The sequence below is a fragment of the Butyrivibrio sp. Su6 genome (genome assembly GCF_900108105.1).
GTDB lineage: Bacteria > Bacillota > Clostridia > Lachnospirales > Lachnospiraceae > Butyrivibrio.
In genome coordinates this window covers 129,411-149,905 of sequence record NZ_FNUR01000011.1, presented here as the reverse complement: position 1 = coordinate 149,905, position 20,495 = coordinate 129,411, and the positions used below count along the sequence as shown (strand labels likewise).

Sequence of the window (20,495 nt, the reverse complement as noted above, 5' to 3'; positions counted from 1 at the left end):
GATGGCCCGGTGGCTCAGCTGGTTAGAGCGCCGCCCTGTCACGGCGGAGGTCAGGGGTTCGAACCCCCTCCGGGTCGCTCAACTTCATATTTTTGGTTTACTTTGAACGGGATCTTAGCTCAGCTGGGAGAGCATCTGCCTTACAAGCAGAGGGTCACAGGTTCGAGCCCTGTAGGTCCCATTTTTCAAGACAACACAATTCGTGTGTAAGCCGATGTGGCTCAATTGGCAGAGCAGCTGATTTGTAATCAGCAGGTTAACGGTTCGAGTCCGCTCATCGGCTCTATATGGATGGCTTCCCGAGTGGCCAAAGGGGACAGACTGTAAATCTGCTGCAAATTGCTTCGGTGGTTCGAATCCACCGCCATCCATTTTTTTATTGCAAATAAGCGTAAAGCTTTTAAATAATGACGCGGGGTGGAGCAGTCTGGAAGCTCGTCGGGCTCATAACCCGAAGGTCATAGGTTCAAATCCTGTCCCCGCTACTCTATGCCTAGATAGCTCAGTTGGTAGAGCAGAGGACTGAAAATCCTCGTGTCGTTGGTTCGATTCCGACTCTAGGCATCTTTTTTATTAATTACTTAACTCAGTAGACTGAAATTGTTTACTGAGTTTTTTTATGATTTTTATACTTTTAACTGATAATTATGGTAATATTAAACAAGTTAATGTATGTAGTATCGATTTTAAAATGAACGGTATGAGGTATATGAAGAGATTATCAGCTGAAGATAAAAGAATAATAAAAGAAGTATTGGATATAAAAGGATATGATCCGGATACTTTTGATCCTGAAATATTAAATGAGCTTGAAAGTGATGAAGAATACAGAGCAATCCTTAGAGAATATGGTGGAGAAGTTCTTGGATCTGAAGAGTTTGCAAAGCTAAAAGAATTTATCCAGCATGGAAATGTAACTGTTTATGAACATTGCATTCATGTTGCTTTGTGCGCAATTAAGCTCAATAGAAAACTGTCTATTAATGGCCGTGAGAGGGAGCTTGTAAGAGGTGCGCTTCTTCATGACTATTTTCTATATGATTGGCATATAGCAGATGCACCAGGAAACATTCATCCTAAGCTTCACGGATTCTATCATCCTGGTATTGCCTTAAGAAATGCCACAAGAGATTTCGCACTTACTGAGAGAGAAAAAGATATAATTGCAAAGCATATGTGGCCGCTTACTATCAATCCACCAAGATGCAGAGAAGCGTGGATTGTTTGCCTGGCAGATAAATATGCTTCCACATTAGAGACGCTTAAGCTACGAAAGGGAAAAATTAGAGTTAATTATGCCTGATCTTTACCAGGAACTGATAAACTTGGCAGAAAGTGATATGTATCCTTTGCATATGCCAGGTCATAAGAGAAATGAGCTAAGCACCCCGATGAAGGGTGCTTTTCGTTGTGATATAACAGAAATCGACGGATATGATAATCTTCATGATGAATCAGGAATAATATTAAAGGCTGAGGAGAGAGCCAATAAGCTCTATGGAGCAGGTAAGACATATTTTCTGGTAAATGGTAGTACAAGTGGTGTTCTATCGGCTGTATCAGCAGCAGTATCAAAAAATGGAAAAATACTTGCAGCAAGAGGAAGTCATAAATCTTTTTATCATGCTGTATATCTTAGAAATCTCAATGTTAAATATCTTCCATACAAACAGATTGAAGGATTAAATATTCCGGATAGCTTTAATGCAGATGATGTTGAGCAGTTTTTAGATGATGAGGTAGAAGCTGTTTTTATAACATCACCGACATATGAAGGAATATGTTCAGATGTCCGAGGAATAGCTCAAATATGTCACAGGAGAGGAATACCGCTTATTGTAGACGCAGCTCATGGTGCACATTTTGGCTTGGGACCCCAAAATAATACAGTTTCCGATAATGAAAGTAGCAATACCGAATATACAGCTGTCCCTGAAAATGCTATTTCTCAGGGGGCAGATATTGTTATACACAGTGTTCACAAGACTTTGCCATCAATGACGCAAACGGCTTTAATTCATGTATCAGGAGACCTCATAGATAGAGCCAGATTAAAGCGCTTTTTGAGGATATATCAGTCCAGCAGTCCATCTTATGTGCTTATGTCATCAATAGATCTGTGTATAAAAGAGATGGAGGAAAACGGTAACAGTTACATAGAGAATCTATTAAAATTCCGAAATAGGATTCAAAGAGAAACGTCTGATTGCAAGGTTTTGAAGGTAATTGGCAAAAATGTAATAGATGATCCATCAAAAGTACTAGTTTCTGTCCAAGATAGCACAATGACAGGAGAGCAGTTATATGATATACTTCGTGAGGAGTATGGACTTCAGTTGGAAATGGCTGGAGAAAATACTGTTTTGGCGATCATTACAGGTTGGGATAAAGAGGATGGAATAAACCGCTTTATAAACGCTTTAACAGAAATAGATAAAGGTCTTTCTGTTGTCAAAGATAATCGAGTTTCCCACAAAATCTCTTTTATACCTCCGCAAAAAATGAATATTTGCGATGCATGGGATGCTGATAGCGAGTTTGTTTCATTTAGCGATGCCGAAAACAGGATTGCAGCCGAGTTCGTAAACTTGTATCCACCCGGAATACCTATTATTGTACCGGGAGAAGTTTATACAAAAGAAATAATTGATACTGTTAGGTCATATCTAGATCAAGGACTTAACGTTCAGGGAATAGAAAAAAAGGAAGGTTTTTTATGCGTAAGACAAAAATAATTTGTACAATTGGACCAGCAAGTGAGAGTGAAGACAAGCTCCGCGAGATAATGCTTGCAGGAATGAATGTAGCCCGTTTTAATTTTTCACACGGTTCTCACGAGGAACATAAGAGAAAATATGACAGAATAAAGAAACTCAGAGAAGAACTCGGATTACCTATCGCAGTTATGCTTGATACAAAGGGTCCTGAGATCAGATTGAAGGATTTTGAAAAAGGTAAGGTAGAGCTGACAGCAGGCCAGAAGTTTACTCTTACATCTCGTGATATCATGGGAACTGAGTCTGAAGTTGCAATAACATACAAAGAGCTTACAAATGACTGTCACAAGGGAATGACAATCCTCATCGACGATGGTCTTATTGAGCTTAGAGTAGAGGAAGTTACAGAGACAGATATTATTTGCACAGTTGTAAATGGTGGACCTGTTTCAGATAAAAAGGGTGTAAACGTACCAGGTGCTGAGCTTACAATGCCTTATCTTAGCGAGCAGGACAGAGGCGATATCGAATTTGGTTGCGAGCAGGGCTTTGATTTTGTCGCAGCTTCTTTTGTAAGAACTGCAGATGATGTACTTGCTATTCGCGAGGTATTAAAGGCTAAAAACAGCCCAATGAAGATCATTGCAAAGATCGAGAGCACACAGGGTATCAAGAATCTTGAGTCTATCCTTGATACAGCGGATGGAATCATGGTTGCTCGTGGAGATATGGGTGTAGAGGTTCCATTTGAAGATGTTCCTGTAATTCAGAAAGATATGATCAAGCTTGCTGAATCTAAGGGTAAATACGTTATCACAGCTACACAGATGCTCGATTCAATGATCCATCATCCACGTCCAACACGTGCTGAGGTTACTGACGTAGCTAACGCTATTTACGATGGAACAACAGCAATTATGCTTTCAGGAGAGACAGCATCAGGTGATTATCCTGTAGAGGCTGTTAAGACAATGGCTAGAATCGCAGAGCGTACAGAAGCAGATATTGATTACGTTGGAAGACTTCGTAAAAGAGATTACGCTCCTTCAGATGTTACAAATGCCATTTCTCATGCAACTTGTAATATCGCTGCAGAGGTAAATGCAGATGCTATCCTTACTGTAACAATGTCCGGATTTACAGCAGGAATGGTTTCAAGATACAAGCCAAATTGCCAGATCATTGCATGCACTATCAATCCTACAGTTTGCAGACAGGCAAATCTTATGTGGGGTGTAACACCACTTCATATCAGACAGGAAGATACCGCTGATGAGCTCTTTAAAGAGGCAATCAATTCAGCTAAGAATGCAGGATATTTAAAGAGTGGAGATAAGGTTGTGCTTACAGCAGGTGTACCACTTGGAATTCCTGGAAGAACAAACATGATTCGCGTAGAGGAGCTTTAATTAAGCTAATGGGAAAGATATTTCTTTTAATGGGAAAGAGCACCTCGGGTAAGGATACAATCTACAAGGAGCTTATAAAGAATGAAAAGCTTGGCCTTGAAAAAGTTGTGCCTTACACAACCAGACCTATGCGAGATGGTGAAAAAGAAGGGGTTCAGTACTTTTTTAAAAAAGAAAATGAATATCTGGAGTTGAAGTCACAGGGTAAGATCATAGAAGAGAGGACCTATTACACCCATTATGGTGAGTGGAGATATTTCACCGTGGATGATGGGCAGATCAATCTTAAAGATGGAAATTACCTTGTGATCGGTACATTGGAATCATATTGCTATATAAGAGATTATTTTGGAAAAGACAATGTGGTGCCTTTGCTTATAGACGTGGAGGCCAAGATACGTTTGACAAGAGCTATGGCTCGTGAGGATAAACAGGAGCATCCAAAATATGATGAGATGTGCAGGCGTTTTCTTGCAGATGAAGAGGACTTCAGTGAGGATAAGATTAAGTCTGCAGGTATTACAGAAAGATTTACCAATAACGCCAAAATAGAATCTTGCATAGATGAAATAACAGAATACATTGCTCAGAAAATAGGATAAAATATTAGTGTAACTATGGCTGCTTTATCAGCGGGGGCAAAGTATGGATATTAGGGTAAATAATATTCAGCAGACAAATCAGGTTCAGGCGCAGGAACAGGTTCAGGAAGCTTCTGGTGATTTTAAATTTGTTCTTACCAGTAAGCTTGAGGATTCAAATCTGGCAGAGCGCCTAAATCTTATGTTGCAGGACATTGTCCAGCAGGGACAAAAGATTGGTAAACGCAATGATATCAAGGATATGCAGCGATATCGACTGTTGATAAAAGATTTTTTGAACGAGGTAGTTACAAGGTCCCATGTCTTTTCCAGGGAAAACTTTCTGGATAGAAAGGGAAGGCACCGTGTCTATGGAATAATAAGGCAGGTGGATGACGAACTGGATGAGCTTGCCAGAGAGCTCGTTAAGGATGAAAAAGACAACATTGGGATACTTGCCAAGATAGGGCAAATAGAAGGGCTTTTGTTGGATATATTTACCTGAGGGAGTAAAGATGGCGGATTTTTCCGATATTATAGATCAAGTTCAGATGAAAGAGCACATGCAGAATGCGCTCTTAACGGATAAAGTATCTCATGCGTATATAATATCCGGGGAAACCGGCTCAGGAAAAGAGTTTATAGCAAGAGTTTTTGCCAAGGCTCTATTATGTGAGCACAGGCTTGAAAAAAATGGGATGATAGAAAGCTGCAACGAGTGTCCTTCCTGTATAAAAGCACTTAGCGGTAATCATCCTGATATTATTACTCTTACCCATGAGAAACCGGGCAGTATCGGTGTTGATGATATAAGACACGGACTTAGGGATGATGTGGTGATCAGACCATATGAGAGTAATCGTAAGATTTATATAATTCCAGAAGGCGAGAAGATGACACCGGCGGCGCAGAATGCACTTCTTAAGACGCTAGAGGAGCCACCTTCATATATAGTTATTATTATTCTTACCAATAACTTAAATGCCTTTCTTCCCACAATAATCAGTAGATGCATAGTGTTGCCGATGAAGCCGGCAAAGGATGATTCCATAAAGAAGTATCTTATGGAAAATTGCCACGTAGTTGATTATAAGGCTATGTTGTGCGCTTCTTTTGCAAGAGGCAATGTAGGCAAGGCGCTGGATCTGGCATCAAATGAAAAATTTGATAATCTGAAAAACGGAACGATTGAGCTTGTTTCCAAGTTAAAAGCTTTGGAAATTCACGATATGATGGACAGAGTCCATGAAATACTTGCACCGGATGAAGAAAGCGAGAAGACAAGCAAAAAAGGAATCGACACCGGGGCACTTGAGGACTTTTTGGATGTTCTTATTTTTTTATTCAGAGATATGCTTGTCTATAAGGCTACAGAAAACGAGGATCACTTGATTTTCTCTGATAAGATATCGTATATTAGAAGTGTTACTGAAAAGTGTTCTTACACACAGATAGATCAGATGATCCATGATTTGGAGAGAGCCAAAAACAGGATCAATTCGAATGTTAATATAGATTTGGCATTGGAGCTGATGCTCCTTGCTGTTAAGGAGAATTTATGACAAGAGTAATCGGCGTCAGATTTAGAACGGCCGGAAAGATATATTTCTTTTCACCAGGAAAATATGTGATAAAAAAGGGCGACCATGTAATTGTAGAAACTGCGCGTGGCGTTGAGTATGGAACAGTTGTTGGCGAGCCCAGAGAAGTTGAGGATGACGAGGTCGTAAAGCCTTTAAAGCCTGTACTTAGAACAGCCAGCACCAAGGATGATGAGCAGGAGAAGGCCAACAGGGAAAAAGAAAAAGAGGCATTCAGAGTTTGTCTTGAAAAGATCAGGAAACATAATCTTGATATGAAGCTCATCGATGCTGAATATACTTTTGATAACAATAAGATTCTTTTCTACTTTACTGCAGATGGACGAATCGACTTCAGAGAGCTGGTAAAGGATCTTGCAGCTGTTTTCAAGACCAGAATTGAACTCAGACAGATCGGTGTAAGAGATGAGACCAAGATAATCGGCGGTTATGGTATTTGCGGAAGACCACTTTGCTGCCACTCATATTTGTCAGATTTTGTTCCTGTTTCCATCAAGATGGCCAAGGAACAGAGCTTATCACTTAACCCTACGAAGATATCAGGCGTGTGTGGAAGGCTTATGTGCTGCCTTAAGAACGAAGAGGATGTGTACGAAGAGCTTAACAGAAAGATGCCTGGAATCGGTGATATCTGTAAGGCGAAGGATGGACTTGAAGGCGAAGTATCAAGTGTAAATATCCTCAGACAGACAATCAAGATTCTTGTGGACGTGGATGATGAGAAGGAAGTTCACGAGTACAAGCTTGATGACATAGAGTCTATTAGAAAGAAACCAAAGAAAAAGAATCAGAATAATAAAAAGAATTCTCAGGAAGATGAGGAGATAAAAGAACTCGAGAAGCTTGAGAAGATTGAAAAACAGGAAGGAAAGTCAAAACTTGGGGACAATTGATCTAAAGCCCGGAGAAAGACTGGACGATCTGCAGCGAAACGGTTATAGAATCATTCAGGATCCGGACAAATTCTGCTTTGGAATGGATGCAGTTCTTTTGTCTGGGTTTGCGTCAGCACCGGATGGAGGAAGAGTCCTTGATCTTGGAACCGGAACAGGAATTATTCCAATACTAATGGCAGCCAAGACTGGTGCAAAAGAGCTTGTGGGACTTGAGATACAGCCTGAAAGCGCCGAAATGGCAAATCGCAGTGTGATTCTTAATGACCTGGAAGAAAAAGTAAAGATAGTCGAGGGAGACATTAAGGAGGCAGGCGAGTTATTCGAAGCTGCCTCTTTTGACGTTGTTACGAGTAATCCACCCTACATGATCGGTGGGCATGGGCTTCAGAACCCTGACGGGCCAAAGGCGATAGCAAGGCATGAGGTGCTGTGCGACCTTGAGGATGTTGTAAAGGCAGCAGCCAGATGCCTTAAGCCCGGAGGAAAGTTTTACATGGTCCACAGGCCATTCAGGCTGGCAGAGATAATGGTGGTCATGAACAGGTACAAGCTCGAGCCAAAGAGGATGAGGCTTGTTTATCCATTTATAGATAAAGAGCCCAACATGGTCCTCATAGAAGGTGCCCGTGGTGGAAAATCCAGAATCACAGTCGAGCCGCCGCTTATAATATATGAATCTCAGCACAAATATACTAAAGAGATTTATGATATTTATGGTTTCTGAACAGTGGATTCAGGTGGTTTAAGGGCAAAAAAGTATAAACCATAATTGAACATTTTTAGACAGGTAATAAGATGCAGGGAAAGTTATTTTTATGTGCAACTCCGATAGGTAATCTGGACGATATGACATTCAGAGTTTTAGAGACGCTAAAGAGCGTTGATCTGATTGCTGCGGAGGATACAAGAAACAGCATAAAACTGCTCAATCATTTCGACATACATACAGAAATGACGAGCTATCATGAATACAATAAATTCGATAAGGCAAAATGGCTAATCGAGAAAATGCTTGCTGGGACAAATGTTGCATTGATCACAGACGCAGGAACTCCAGCCATATCAGATCCTGGAGAGGTTTTGGTGGCAGAATGCCACAAGGCAGGAATCACAGTAACTTCGCTTCCTGGACCTGCAGCTTGTATCACGGCCCTTACTCTTTCGGGGCTCAGTACCAGAAGATTCTGTTTTGAAGGTTTTTTGCCCTCCTCTGATGACAAGAAATCAAGAAAAAGAATCCTGGAGGATCTGCAGGATGAGTCCAGGACCATGATAGTCTATGAGGCACCTCATCATTTGAAGGCGGCATTAAATGATCTGTATGAGACTCTCGGAAACAGAAGGATCTCAATTTGCAGGGAGCTCACCAAGAAATTTGAAGAGGTTACACCGACTACAATAGAAGAAGCAATTTCTTTTTACGAAAAAAATGAGCCTAGAGGCGAATATGTTCTGGTCATTGAGGGTAAGAGCCTAAAGGAACAGGACGAAGAAAAACGTCTTTCCTGGCAGGAAATGAGCATAGAAGATCACATGAAGTATTATGAGGATATGGGTGTTACTCATAAGGATGCCATGAAGAAGGTAGCAGCTGACAGGGGTGTCGGCAAAAGGGATATTTATCAGGCTTTGTTAAAGTAAGGTATAAATAATTAAAATATGTAATGTCAGGCATCAGGAGGTTATATGGGAGAGAAGCATTATGTAGCAAAAAGACCACCAATGGGGTGGAACAGCTGGGATTGCTATGGTGCCAGCGTAAATGAAGAGCAGCTTTTGGGTAACGCCAGATATATGGCGGAGCACCTTAAGGACTATGGCTGGGAGTACGTTATCTGCGATATTCAGTGGTATGAACCAACAGCAGATTCTCACTGGTATCACAAATTCACAGAACTTGAAATGGATGAGTATTCAAGGCTTGTTCCTGCTGTGAACAGATTTCCGTCAGCTAAGGATGGTAAAGGATTTAAGCCGATCGCGGATCAGATCCATGATATGGGCCTTAAGTTTGGTATACACATTATGAGAGGTATACCAAGGCAGGCTGTTCACAGAAATACAAAGCTTTTGGGGACAGATGCGACTGCAAGAGATATTGCGCATGATTCAAGCGTTTGCATGTGGAATACAGATATGTACGGTGTTGATGCAAAAGCTAATGGCGCGCAGGAGTACTACAACTCTATTTTTAAAATGTATGCAGAATGGGGCATTGACTATGTAAAAGTAGATGACATAGCAAGAGTAAATTATGCTCCAGAGGCTCCTGGTGCAGTTTTATCCGAAATTGAACTTATTAAAAATGCTATAGCAAATTGCGGCAGAGACATAGTTCTCAGCCTGTCACCGGGACCTGCTAAAGTAGAGGAGAAGGATTTTCTTTTAGCAAATGCAAATATGTGGCGCATGACAGACGATTTCTGGGATAAGTGGGAACACCTCTACGGAATGTTTGAAAGATGCTATGCATGGCAGGGCGTTGGCTGCAAGGACCACTGGCCGGATTGCGATATGCTTCCGCTAGGACACGTATGTGTTTGCAATCAGGAAGGCAGTGAAAAGGGGCATTATACCCACTTCTCACACGATGAGCAAAAGATACTTATGACTCTTTGGTGCATATTCAGATCACCACTTATGTTTGGCGGAGAGCTTAGGGATAACGATGAGTTTACCAACAGCCTTCTCACTAACGAGAGAATCATGAACATGCATAAGAATGGCAGAAAAGCCAGACAGATCTTGAGAAAAGACGACTTTGTCATTTGGAGAAGCGTAACAAAGGACGGGAAGCTTTATCTTGCTCTTTTCAACATCAGCGAGGAAGAGAAGAAAGTCAAATTAAAGCTTAAGGATATAGGTCTTTCTCCAAGGAAGAGATATCAGGCTGTAGAGATGTGGACCAATGTGGCAAAAGAGCTGTCAAATGGCGAGAAGTTTAAGCTTAAACCACATACCGTATTGTGCTTTGAAATTGACAATTATTTACAGTAATTTTATAGATATTTTGCATTAAAAAACTTGTTAAAACTTTGACTTTGTAGTATAAAAGTAGTATCGGGCGTAATTTTCCGATATTTACTATGTGCAACTACGGGTTATCAGATTATTTTATTAATTTGTCCGTAAAAACAATTATTATAAGAAAAGAGGATAGCAAAATGGCAAACATCGATTTAAGCCAGTATGGCATCACAGGAGTAAAAGAAGTCGTTTACAATCCATCATACGAGCAGCTTTTTGCTGATGAGACAGATCCTAGCCTTGAGGGCTTTGACAAGGGTCAGGAAACAGAGCTTGGCGCTGTAAACGTAATGACAGGTATTTATACAGGCCGTTCTCCAAAAGATAAGTTCATTGTAGAAGATGAGAAGTCTAAGGACACAGTATGGTGGACATCTGAGGAATATCCTAACGATAACCACAGAGCATCTCAGGCAGCTTGGGACGCTTGCAAAAAGCTCGCTGTAGAAGAGCTTTCAAACAAGAAGCTTTATGTAGTAGATGGTTTCTGCGGAGCTAATGAAGGAACACGTCTTGCTGTTCGTTTCATCATGGAAGTAGCTTGGCAGGCACACTTTGTAAAGAACATGTTCATCCGTCCTACAGAAGAAGAGCAGGCAAACTTCAAGCCTGATTTCGTTGTTTACAACGCTTCTAAGGCTAAGGTTGAGAACTATAAGGAACTCGGACTTAACTCTGAGACAGCAGTTCTTTTCAACGTAACAAGCAAAGAGCAGGTTATCCTTAACACTTGGTACGGCGGAGAGATGAAGAAGGGTCTGTTCTCAATGCAGAACTACTTCCTTCCACTTCAGGGCATCGCTTCTATGCACTGCTCAGCTAACACAGATATGGATGGAAAGCACACAGCAATCTTCTTCGGACTTTCAGGAACAGGTAAGACAACACTTTCAACAGATCCTAAGAGACTCCTCATCGGTGATGACGAGCACGGCTGGGATGACAACGGTGTATTCAACCTTGAAGGTGGTTGCTATGCTAAGGTTATCGGTCTTGATAAAGAGTCTGAGCCTGATATCTACAATGCAATCAAGAGAAATGCTCTTCTTGAGAACGTAACAGTAGATGCTAACGGCAAGATTGATTTTGATGATAAGAGCGTTACAGAGAATACTCGTGTATCATATCCTATCGACTTCATCGATAAGATCGCTCAGAAGGTAAATAAGGTTTCAGCTGGTCCTGATGCTGATAACGTAATCTTCCTTTCAGCAGATGCTTTCGGAGTACTTCCTCCAGTATCAATCCTTACACCTGAGCAGACACAGTACTACTTCCTTTCAGGCTTCACAGCTAAGCTTGCTGGAACAGAGAGAGGAATCACAGAGCCTACACCTACATTCTCAGCTTGCTTCGGACAGGCATTCCTTGAGCTTCATCCTACAAAGTACGCTCAGGAACTTGTTAAGAAGATGCAGAAGTCAGGAGCTAAGGCTTACCTTGTAAACACAGGTTGGAACGGAACAGGCAAGAGAATTTCTATTAAGGATACTCGTGGAATCATCGATGCAATCCTTAGCGGAGACGTTCTTAAGGCTGAGACAAAGAAGATTCCTTACTTCGATTTCGAAGTACCTACATCTCTTCCAGGAGTTGATCCAGCTATCCTTGATCCTAGAGATACATATGCTAACGCTTCTGAGTGGGAAGAGAAGGCAAAGGATCTTGCTGCAAGATTCCAGAAGAACTTCGTTAAGTACACAGGCAACGAAGCTGGTAAGGCACTTGTATCAGCTGGTCCTCAGCTTTGATTCATTGACTGAAAATAGATTTTAGAAGTTTATTTGTCGCTCGGGATTTTTCCCAGTGATACATAACGAAAATAATTAAACCCACCATGACTTATTAAACGATTGTTTAAAGCATAAGTCATGGTGGGTTAATTCTTTTCTATGTATCATCTGCTCAAAATAAATCGCTCCAAATAAACTTCTAAAACTATTTTGCGGACAGATAGATGAAAAGCGAAGAAGAGAGATGAGAAGATGAGTACTTTTTTAGATTATGCACCGATTATCTTTATGGATATTAAAGAACCAATAAAGATAAAGAAGGTGGGCTATGAAATATATAATGAAAATGGGGCAAATAGCAAGTCTTTTAACAGGAACTTTGATTTTGAAAATTATAAAGGGACGGTCAAAGTGATCGAGTATGCATATTACCTTGACTATGATATTCAGCACTTATATGACCTTGAACATATCTGGATTTACGTGGATAAGGTAGAGAATATCGTAGGTGCAGAGGGAAGCTATCATGGAAGATTTTTAAATGCCATTGTCCCTGACCTCACATCCTTCCATAAAAAGAATGAGCTTAATGAAGAGCTTATAGTAAAGCGAGGGAAAAGCGCTGAGATAGTTTATCCAAAGGGCAGCAGGCTGATAATGTACTCCCAGCCGGGGAAGCATGCGATGCTCTGCAGTCCAAAGGTGATGTATCTGTATACGGAGCTTTTTGAAAGCTGTGGTAGGCTTGCGGGTATTCATGGACTGGACGCGCCGGAAAGATACCTGAAGGATATCCAAATAACTGATGAGGAAAATGAGAAGGTTGTTAAGTATATAAGAGATCATTTTTCTTTTGAGCCGTCGATGGAATTTGAGGAAGTTTCAATTCCGGAAACAGACTACATGCCTTGGGATGAGCTTGCAGAGCAGATTCCAGTATTTATCAAGGACCAGTTAAAAACTATACTTGGTTAATGAGAAAATAAGGTGTTGTCTTTCGAGATTGCGCGCAATATAATTATATAAAACGTAACCATGATTGCTACAATTAATATAAAGGAGATGAAAAGATGGAGAGAGTTGCACAGTTTCTTAAAGATGCAGGAACATATTATCTTGCTACTGTAGATGGTGATCAGCCAAGAGTAAGACCTTTTGGAACAGCTCACATTTTTGAAGGCAAGCTCTATATTCAGACAGGAAAAGTAAAGGATGTGTCAAAGCAGATCCATGCTAATCCTAAGGTTGAGATTTGTGCTTTCAAGGGTGGACAGTGGCTGCGCGTAGCAGGTGAGCTCGTAGAGGATGACAGAGTGGAAGCTCGTCAGTCCATGCTTGATGCTTATCCATCACTTCAGAACATGTACAAAGCTGATGATGGAAACACAGAAGTATTCTATATCAAGAATGCAACTGCAACATTCAGCTCATTTACTAGCGAGCCTGAAGTTGTTAAGTTCTAAATAAACTCCTCATAACGTGAAAAAGCTGCTCAGTGTTCTACTGAGCAGCTTTTTCAGTTAGAAATATTTCGCTTGATTTTTTTTTTTTATAAATTCTCAACTGATTTTATCAGATCTCATCGCTTCCTTTTAGTTCTTTTATCTTTCCAAGGATTTGTTTTTCATTAAAAGTAAAGAAGATGCAGGCTCCGATAAAGCAGCAGATAAATGCAACAAGTGCTGTCAAACGGTAACTCTGTTTGGTCTGTGAAACAGTAACTGATGTGAAGATGACCATTGCAAGCGCCTGTCCCATCTTAAAGGCAAAAGTTCTTGCTGCAAAGAACATGCCGCTTCTGTCTTCACCTGTTTCAAGTCTTGTAAGCTCAGCAACATCCGCAACGCAGGCCTGAGGAAGAATACCGAGGATGGCCATAGGGATAGCTGCTGTTACAGCGATGATGAATCCCCAATGAAGACCTTTTCCGCAGAATACTGTGATAGCAAAAACGCAGCAGTATGCGAAAAATCCAATGATAATAAGTGTCTTTTTACCAATCTTCTTGGCAAGAAGGTTTACCAGAGGATAGAGCATAACGCTGATGGCTGTCATTGTAGCAGTTAAAACAAAGGTCCAGGTATCCTCAATCTCCATAAGCTTGGTCTCGTAGAAGGCAAGACCTGTCTGGAAAAGAGTCAGCGCAAAGAAATAGATAACATCACTATATACGAAGTGGCGGAACTGAACATTTGAAAAGGTCTGGGCAAGAGATTTAAATGGCTTGGTATCACTTGGCGTACTGTCGATATAGTCTTTTTCATTAATATAAAATGCAGGGATGAGCATTGCGATACATGCAATTGCAGACATGATAGCAACTGACAGGCGAATAGCACCTTTTTGTCCGGCTACCCCGGTAAGTGCACCTGCAAGGTTTGGAAGCAGGAAGGAAATACTCTGACCAACAATAAAAGTAAATGAAATATAAGTTGAAACGTTGATCCTGTGCTGCTGTGTATCACCAAGCTCTGCAATAAGAGCGTTGTATGGAGTGCAGAACATGGTCATGAAGAGGTAAAAGACCATGAGCAGAGCAAAAAAGATAACGTCGTTAGCTGCAATTACTGATGTCTGAGGAAGCGCAAAAAGTCCAATTGTGCAAAGTGAAAATGGAATTGCCATTGTGCGTAAAAATGGGATTCGACGGCCTTTTTTGTTGGAGCATCTGTCGGACCATCCTGCGATCAGAGGATCTGTTATGGCGTCAAATATTCTTCCCGCAGCAAGAACAAGACCAAATAATGTTAATTTAAAAAGAATCGGTTCCTGAGTTATGCCTGATGCAAAGAGCCCTGTGTTTGGATTCTGAGCATCTGGGCTTCCGGTGTAGTAGTAAACCATCCAGTTAGATACGATTCCGGATAAAAGACTCCATCCAAACTGCCCCAATGCAAAGATCCACAAAAGTTTGTTGGTAATAGGTTTTAGCTGTTTCATGATGTAAGCGTCCTTTCGAAGTTTATGGAACTATTATAACGCAAACTGGTTTCCAATTGTGAGATATTAATTGCAGAAAAAGTAAGTAAAATTGTAAGGGGTGGAGGCGATTATTGAGCACAGGGTAAAGATGGGACTGTATTCTTTTTCAGTGATGCAAATATTTATAGGTATTTATTAGTAATAGCGTGTATGCTACATTAAATATTATAAACATTGCTTAAAACAGGGGTTGAAAAATGGGTAAAGCAGAAAACTATAACAAAATAAAAGACACAATAGAAATGTTGGAGAATAGTCTTTGGGAAGATGTCAGACCAGTAGATGAGCTGATGACCGAAGATGGGATCAGGATAAAAGACGTTCCGTATGGAAGTAGGGAAACTGTTTTAGAGGATGTTTCCGGGTGGGATAAATTTGAACATGGAGCTTCTTGGGGAGAGCCGGACAAGCATTACTGCTTTCACGTGGCAGTGGAAATACCTGAGATTTATAGAGGTAAGGGGGTTCTGTTCTTTTTATCCACAGGGGCTGAAGACATCTGGAATACAAACAATCCACAGATGCTGGTATACATAAATGGTAAAAGACGCTGCGGAATGGATATAAACCACAACAGCATTACTATCTTTGATAAAGAAGATTGGGCTTGTGGAAAAGATAGGCTTGTGGATATCAGGATATATGCCTATTCAAATCTTGATAAAAATGAGAACTATCTGAAGATGACAATTGCGGCTAGAAATGAGGCTGTTCAGAAGCTCTATTTTGACCTGAAAGTCCCATTTGAAGCCATGCAGGCCATGCTTGGGATTCCTTCCTCAAAGCGCGAATCTGTGCTTGATACAACCGCAGGAGCCTTTGAAGAGCAGAATAAAAATGTGGAAATCTCTGATGAGATTCTCGATGAGTTATCCACAAAGATATCCACGGATGTGCAAAACTCCGTGAAAATCATACTTGATGGACTATCCACAGCGTGTGGATTAATAGACGTGGAAAACGTGGATAATAAAAATCCGCTTACCAACAATTGTGGAAAACTCGCAGAAGCCGCAGATTTCCTAAGGAAAAACCTATATGGCAAAGATTATCTGCCGGTTACAGTGGCAAGTGTTGGACATACTCACATAGATGTTGCCTGGAAGTGGAGAATTCGTCAGACAAGAGAAAAGGTCATTCGCAGCTACTCAACTGTTATGGAACTTATGAAAAAGTATCCGGAATATCTTTTCATGGCCAGTACTCCACAGATGTATGAGTTTGTGAAGGAAGAGGAGCCTGAGCTTTTTGAGGAAATAAAAGAGAAAGTTAAGGAAGGCCGATTTGAACCGGAAGGCGCAATGTGGCTTGAGGCAGACTGTAACCTGACTTCAGGTGAGTCATTAGTTAGGCAGATCCTCTATGGAAAAGAGTATTTTGAAGAGGAATTTGGTGTAGACAGCAAGGTTTTGTGGCTCCCTGATGTGTTTGGCTATAGCGCAGCTCTTCCACAAATCCTTAAAAAGAGCGGAATAAAGGCCTTTATGACCACAAAGGTTGCCTGGAATGATACCAACAGGATGCCGCATGATCTTTTCAACTGGGAAGGTATCGATGGCAGCGTGATCCCTACCTATATAATCACAACATGTGATTACGACAAGGCTGTGGAAGCAGGGAAGGATGGAAGAATCCTTAACTATACCTACAACGGAAGGCAGAATGCATCTCAGGTAATGGGAGCATGGGAGGCCTTCAGGGAAAAAGACCTTACAGATATAGTTCTTGACTGCTATGGATATGGAGATGGAGGCGGCGGTCCAACCTGGGAAATGCTTGAGATGAGTAGAAGACTTGAACTTGGCATTCCCGGAGTTCCAAGGACCAGGCAGGAATCGGTTGGCCAGTTCTTTGAGGACCTTCTGAGGGAAACTCTGGGAAAAGATGTTCCTACCTGGAAGGATGAGCTTTATCTTGAGTACCACAGAGGAACCTACACATCTATAGGAAAGAACAAAAAGAATAACAGAAGGTCGGAGTATCTCTTAGCAGAAGCTGAACTTTTGTCTGTATGCGCATTTTTACAGGGAAAGAGTGCATATCCGGCAAAAGAAATTAAGGATATCTGGAAGAAAATCATGCTCAATCAGTTCCACGATATTTTACCGGGTTCCTCAATTGAGGAAGTTTATCAGGATTCCGATGTGGACTACGCAGACATAAAGAGAAGAGCAGAAATAATCATAGATGAAGCTGTAAAGGAACTTGATCTGTCAAAGTTTGTCTGTCATGTGGATAATGCTGAAGCCGGTGATATTGCTTGTGGTGAGAAAAAAGCTGTAAGTAATGACGTTACCTGTGAAAATACAAATGGAAAGCTTGTGATAAATACCAGATTCTACACAGCAGTAGTGGATAGTAATGGTGAATTAGAAAGTCTTTTTGATAAAAAATGCGGAAAAGAACTGCGTGATAAAAACCAAAGTCCTTTGAACAGACTGATTGCCTTTGAAGATAAGCCTAAAGAGTACGACTGCTGGAATATCGATGCGGATTTTGAAAATGTTTCCTGGGATGTTACTGATCTAAGCGAGTTGTCAGTAAGCAGTGTTGATAACTCGGGAAAAGTTGTAATTAGTATAAAGAGGCCATTCAGAAACTCTGAAATTCAGCAGAATATCCATTTCTATGCAGATTCGAAGCGCATAGATTTTGAGACAATAATTGACTGGCATGAGCATCAGACTCTTTTGAAGGCAGCATTTCCTGTTGATGTGGATTCAGAACAGATCACATGCGAGACTCAGTATGGTAATCTGAAACGAAACCTCAAGAGAGAAAACAGCTGGGATAGAGCCAAGTTTGAGTGCTGTGCCCATAAATGGATGGATATTTCTGATAAAGACGGCTCTTTTGGCGTCGCTGTATTAAATGACTGCAAGTACGGCTATGATGCAAAAGAAAAACTTATGAGACTTACACTTATTAAATCAGGAATATTCCCGAACCCTAACGCAGATCAGGGACTGCATGAGTTTACCTATTCTCTTTTCCCTCATGAGGGCGATTACAGAGAAGGCAGAGTAATAGAGGAGGCTAGAATGTTAAATGAGAACAGTCACTTCTATATTCCTGAGATCAAGAGCTCTTTAAGCGGTCAGCCTTCTGACATAGTGGCAGCAGCTCTCAAGGGTGTAATTGACATCGAAGAAAGAGGCGTATTCGTTGAAGCAGTTAAGATGGCTGAGAACTCAAATGATATAGTGATCAGATTGTTTGAGGGATACGGTGAAAAGCATACTGTTAAGGCTAGCTTATTTACTGCCTTTGATATTGGTCCGAAAGACGTGGCTGAGTGTGACCTTCTTGAGCGAAAGACTGAAGTACATGATGGATTTAGCTACGATGCTCAGAATAAGCTTTTGTCATTTGAGATTGAGCCATTTGAAATTAAGACGTTTGTCTTATCGGTATCTTGACCCTTTTTGGTCCCTTGGGGATGGCTTAGCAGTTCTTGCATATGCTTTTTTTCACAGGTAGAATATAATGTATGTATGCAGGTTCTTCGCTATGAGGAATGGAAACACCAGTTTGACTTGAAGATGCCTTAAATGAGGCATTTCAAGATAGATAAAATTATGAGGAGGATGTTATGAAAAGAAATCAGAGAATGGCGGGAATCGCTGTAGCGGCGGTTGCTGCTGCAATGGTAATGGCTGGATGTGGAGCGAATGATGCGGAGAACGCGACATGGAGCTCAATTGATACTCCAGCAGAAAGTAAGGTGGAGAACACCACAGGAAAAACAACAGAAGCTGCATCAGAAAGCACCGCGGAGAATGGAACAGGAAATGCAGTAGAAAATTCAGATGGGAAGACTTATTCCGATGTAGAAAATGGCACAGCCAAAGTAAAATATACCGGAAAAGGCGATGTTCCGGGATATTTTGAGCTGTCACAGGTACTCACAGTTGGTGAAAGTTATACCGTTAACGAAATATGTGATGCTTTAAAGAAGATTGAAGATTTTCAGCAGGATGCTGAAATCACATATTCAAAGGTGGATTGCGGAAGTGACGGAGAGGAAGAACTTCTTGTTGAGGCTCAGCTTAGCGCAGGATTTGGCCTTGATATGATAATCAAAAAAATAAATGATGAATTTGTTATTTGCTATGACCAAAGTACTACAGAAAGATCATACGTAACAGTTAACGCCGATGGAACAATTGAGAGCGGCGGAGCATCAGCTGCTAATATCCATGATGTGGATTATGCTTACGTAGACGCAAGCGGAGAATACAAATTCTTTTATGGTGTGTCAGAAACACTTTCTTTGATGGAAACATATGACATTTATAAGGGTGATTCAGTAACTTCGATTTCCACAGAAGGAATAGATGCCGAGCATATGGCTGTTCTCGAATTTTACTTTGAGCAGGATTACAATGCGAGAAATTATTTCTATTCATTTTATACCTTTGATGACAGCTTCAATGCAGTGGAGACTGATGATGGCAAAGCTGATATAGCTGAACTGGGAACCAGATTCAAGGACGAGGGATTCTTAACATATGATCCTGATGGAATAAACGCGGTTCTTAACGAAAGAGCCCAGGAAATTGGCTATCCCGGAAGGTTCTAAAGGTAATAATTTAAATATGTTATCAGCAAAATGATCATTTTTTCAAATACAAACAATATATTGTTTTACAAAACAATTATTGACTATATAATGTAATTATAGAAACGGCGAATATTTATAAAAAAGTATTATGAGGATTTCTGGGGAGAATGATCATGGCACTGAGCATTTCGGGGATTGTAAGTGCGGTAAATAATTATTTGTATTCTATTTCAGATGTAGCTAAGGCTACATCTGAAGATTCTAATACCACAGATTCTAGTGGCGTTTCCGCTTTCCAAAAATATCTGAATAAGGCTGCCGAGGATAGCAGTGAGTCTTCAGTGGCAGAAGATGCAGAAGTCAGTGCAGCAGCAACTCAGGATGCCTTGACTGACAAAATAAACTCAGTTTTTACTGACATGGATCTTGAAACGACAATTCTGAATAACATAGCAAGCCGAAGTGTCGATGTTCGATCTGAAATTACCAAAAACATCGCTTCCCACACAGTGGATGTTAAGGCTGAAATACTACAGAATATGGCAGAACACGGGGCAGACCTTAGTGGGATTGCAATTTCAGCCGTTGAAGAAACACAGTCCTCGTCAACTTCAACTGATGGGGATTCAACAGCCAACTCGAACGCATATAACGGGATTCTTTCTCAGAATGCGTTAAAAGAACTGGCGCAGTCCGCATACTTTTCAGGAAATCTTCTGCAAAACACGCTTATAAGCGGGACTTCCGAAAGCAGTACAAGTAGTTCCGGTGACCTCACTCTTGCAGATTTAAATTCCAATTCTCTTACAGCGAACACTTTAGGGGCAGCAGGAACGACTCTTTCACAGAGCGAATATGCTGCAGCTTTGTTAAATGCCTACAAGACAACTCCATTGACCAGTGTTTTCGGGGATTTTCAGGTATAATGACAGGACGAAAAAATGCAATTGATGATTGCAAATATTGTCCTTTGTGGTGAAAGCTG

Annotated in this window: 17 protein-coding genes and 6 tRNA genes; 22 read left to right on the top strand and 1 reads right to left on the bottom strand. The window is 40.9% G+C overall.

Annotated elements, in window-relative coordinates:
* The first annotated feature begins 3 nt into the window (after nucleotides 1-3).
* From C4S54_RS12365 to C4S54_RS12275, 19 genes are all read left to right on the top strand, one after another.
* A tRNA-Asp gene (locus C4S54_RS12365) sits at nucleotides 4-77 on the top strand.
* A 31-nt stretch (nucleotides 78-108) separates the two neighbouring features.
* Nucleotides 109-181: transfer RNA gene (locus C4S54_RS12360), tRNA-Val, on the top strand.
* A gap of 29 nt (nucleotides 182-210) precedes the next feature.
* A tRNA-Thr gene (locus C4S54_RS12355) sits at nucleotides 211-283 on the top strand.
* A 6-nt stretch (nucleotides 284-289) separates the two neighbouring features.
* A tRNA-Tyr gene (locus tag C4S54_RS12350) sits at nucleotides 290-371 on the top strand.
* Between the two features lie 40 nt (nucleotides 372-411).
* A tRNA-Met gene (locus C4S54_RS12345) sits at nucleotides 412-485 on the top strand.
* 6 nt (nucleotides 486-491) lie between these two features.
* Nucleotides 492-564: transfer RNA gene (locus C4S54_RS12340), tRNA-Phe, on the top strand.
* A gap of 145 nt (nucleotides 565-709) precedes the next feature.
* Nucleotides 710-1,303 carry an HD domain-containing protein gene (locus tag C4S54_RS12335; protein WP_242973808.1) on the top strand — a complete coding sequence of 198 codons (594 nt, stop codon included), beginning with the start codon at nucleotides 710-712 and terminating at the stop codon, nucleotides 1,301-1,303.
* The gene (locus tag C4S54_RS12330; protein WP_103869805.1) at nucleotides 1,296-2,735 is read left to right on the top strand and encodes an aminotransferase class I/II-fold pyridoxal phosphate-dependent enzyme; all 1,440 of its coding nucleotides are present in this window, start codon (nucleotides 1,296-1,298) and stop codon (nucleotides 2,733-2,735) included. The genes C4S54_RS12335 and C4S54_RS12330 overlap by 8 nt, the downstream gene beginning before the upstream one ends.
* Nucleotides 2,717-4,126: a pyruvate kinase gene (gene pyk, locus C4S54_RS12325; protein WP_103869804.1), complete on the top strand. Its 1,410-nt coding sequence runs from the start codon at nucleotides 2,717-2,719 to the stop codon at nucleotides 4,124-4,126. The genes C4S54_RS12330 and pyk overlap by 19 nt, the downstream gene beginning before the upstream one ends.
* 8 nt (nucleotides 4,127-4,134) lie before the next feature.
* Nucleotides 4,135-4,728 carry a guanylate kinase gene (locus tag C4S54_RS12320; RefSeq protein WP_103869803.1) on the top strand — a complete coding sequence of 198 codons (594 nt, stop codon included), beginning with the start codon at nucleotides 4,135-4,137 and terminating at the stop codon, nucleotides 4,726-4,728.
* 43 nt (nucleotides 4,729-4,771) lie between these two features.
* Nucleotides 4,772-5,212, top strand: coding sequence for a YaaR family protein (locus tag C4S54_RS12315; protein ID WP_022772618.1), 441 nt, complete (start codon nucleotides 4,772-4,774; stop codon nucleotides 5,210-5,212).
* A 10-nt stretch (nucleotides 5,213-5,222) separates the two neighbouring features.
* Nucleotides 5,223-6,269 carry a DNA polymerase III subunit gene (locus tag C4S54_RS12310; RefSeq protein ID WP_103869802.1) on the top strand — a complete coding sequence of 349 codons (1,047 nt, stop codon included), beginning with the start codon at nucleotides 5,223-5,225 and terminating at the stop codon, nucleotides 6,267-6,269.
* Nucleotides 6,266-7,201 (top strand): PSP1 domain-containing protein, encoded by a 936-nt coding sequence (locus C4S54_RS12305; RefSeq protein ID WP_022772615.1) that lies wholly within the window; start codon nucleotides 6,266-6,268, stop codon nucleotides 7,199-7,201. The genes C4S54_RS12310 and C4S54_RS12305 overlap by 4 nt, the downstream gene beginning before the upstream one ends.
* Before the next feature lie 82 nt (nucleotides 7,202-7,283).
* Nucleotides 7,284-7,928, top strand: coding sequence for a tRNA1(Val) (adenine(37)-N6)-methyltransferase (locus C4S54_RS12300; protein WP_442861133.1), 645 nt, complete (start codon nucleotides 7,284-7,286; stop codon nucleotides 7,926-7,928).
* A gap of 71 nt (nucleotides 7,929-7,999) precedes the next feature.
* Nucleotides 8,000-8,845, top strand: a complete 846-nt coding sequence (gene rsmI, locus C4S54_RS12295; protein WP_103869801.1) for a 16S rRNA (cytidine(1402)-2'-O)-methyltransferase — start codon at nucleotides 8,000-8,002, stop codon at nucleotides 8,843-8,845.
* 45 nt (nucleotides 8,846-8,890) lie between these two features.
* Nucleotides 8,891-10,201 carry a glycoside hydrolase family 27 protein gene (locus tag C4S54_RS12290; RefSeq protein ID WP_103869800.1) on the top strand — a complete coding sequence of 437 codons (1,311 nt, stop codon included), beginning with the start codon at nucleotides 8,891-8,893 and terminating at the stop codon, nucleotides 10,199-10,201.
* 167 nt (nucleotides 10,202-10,368) lie between these two features.
* The gene (gene pckA / locus C4S54_RS12285; RefSeq protein WP_103869799.1) at nucleotides 10,369-11,982 is read left to right on the top strand and encodes a phosphoenolpyruvate carboxykinase (ATP); all 1,614 of its coding nucleotides are present in this window, start codon (nucleotides 10,369-10,371) and stop codon (nucleotides 11,980-11,982) included.
* 234 nt (nucleotides 11,983-12,216) lie between these two features.
* Complete coding sequence (locus C4S54_RS12280) at nucleotides 12,217-12,939, top strand: hypothetical protein (RefSeq protein WP_103869798.1); 723 nt, start codon at nucleotides 12,217-12,219, stop codon at nucleotides 12,937-12,939.
* 95 nt (nucleotides 12,940-13,034) lie between these two features.
* Nucleotides 13,035-13,427: a pyridoxamine 5'-phosphate oxidase family protein gene (locus C4S54_RS12275; protein ID WP_103869797.1), complete on the top strand. Its 393-nt coding sequence runs from the start codon at nucleotides 13,035-13,037 to the stop codon at nucleotides 13,425-13,427.
* Between the two features lie 109 nt (nucleotides 13,428-13,536).
* Here the strand turns inward: C4S54_RS12275 and C4S54_RS12270 are convergent, their stop codons facing one another.
* Nucleotides 13,537-14,904, bottom strand: a complete 1,368-nt coding sequence (locus tag C4S54_RS12270) for an MFS transporter (RefSeq protein ID WP_103869796.1) — start codon at nucleotides 14,902-14,904, stop codon at nucleotides 13,537-13,539.
* Nucleotides 14,905-15,143: 239 nt separating this feature from the next.
* Between C4S54_RS12270 and C4S54_RS12265 the strand changes: the two genes are divergently transcribed.
* The 3 genes from C4S54_RS12265 to C4S54_RS12255 all read left to right on the top strand — a co-directional run bounded on the left by C4S54_RS12265 (nucleotide 15,144) and on the right by C4S54_RS12255 (nucleotide 20,436).
* Nucleotides 15,144-18,365 carry an alpha-mannosidase gene (locus C4S54_RS12265; protein WP_103869795.1) on the top strand — a complete coding sequence of 1,074 codons (3,222 nt, stop codon included), beginning with the start codon at nucleotides 15,144-15,146 and terminating at the stop codon, nucleotides 18,363-18,365.
* Between the two features lie 173 nt (nucleotides 18,366-18,538).
* The gene (locus tag C4S54_RS12260; RefSeq protein WP_103869794.1) at nucleotides 18,539-19,528 is read left to right on the top strand and encodes a hypothetical protein; all 990 of its coding nucleotides are present in this window, start codon (nucleotides 18,539-18,541) and stop codon (nucleotides 19,526-19,528) included.
* A 155-nt stretch (nucleotides 19,529-19,683) separates the two neighbouring features.
* Nucleotides 19,684-20,436, top strand: coding sequence for a hypothetical protein (locus C4S54_RS12255; protein ID WP_103869793.1), 753 nt, complete (start codon nucleotides 19,684-19,686; stop codon nucleotides 20,434-20,436).
* The last annotated feature ends 59 nt before the right edge of the window (nucleotides 20,437-20,495 follow it).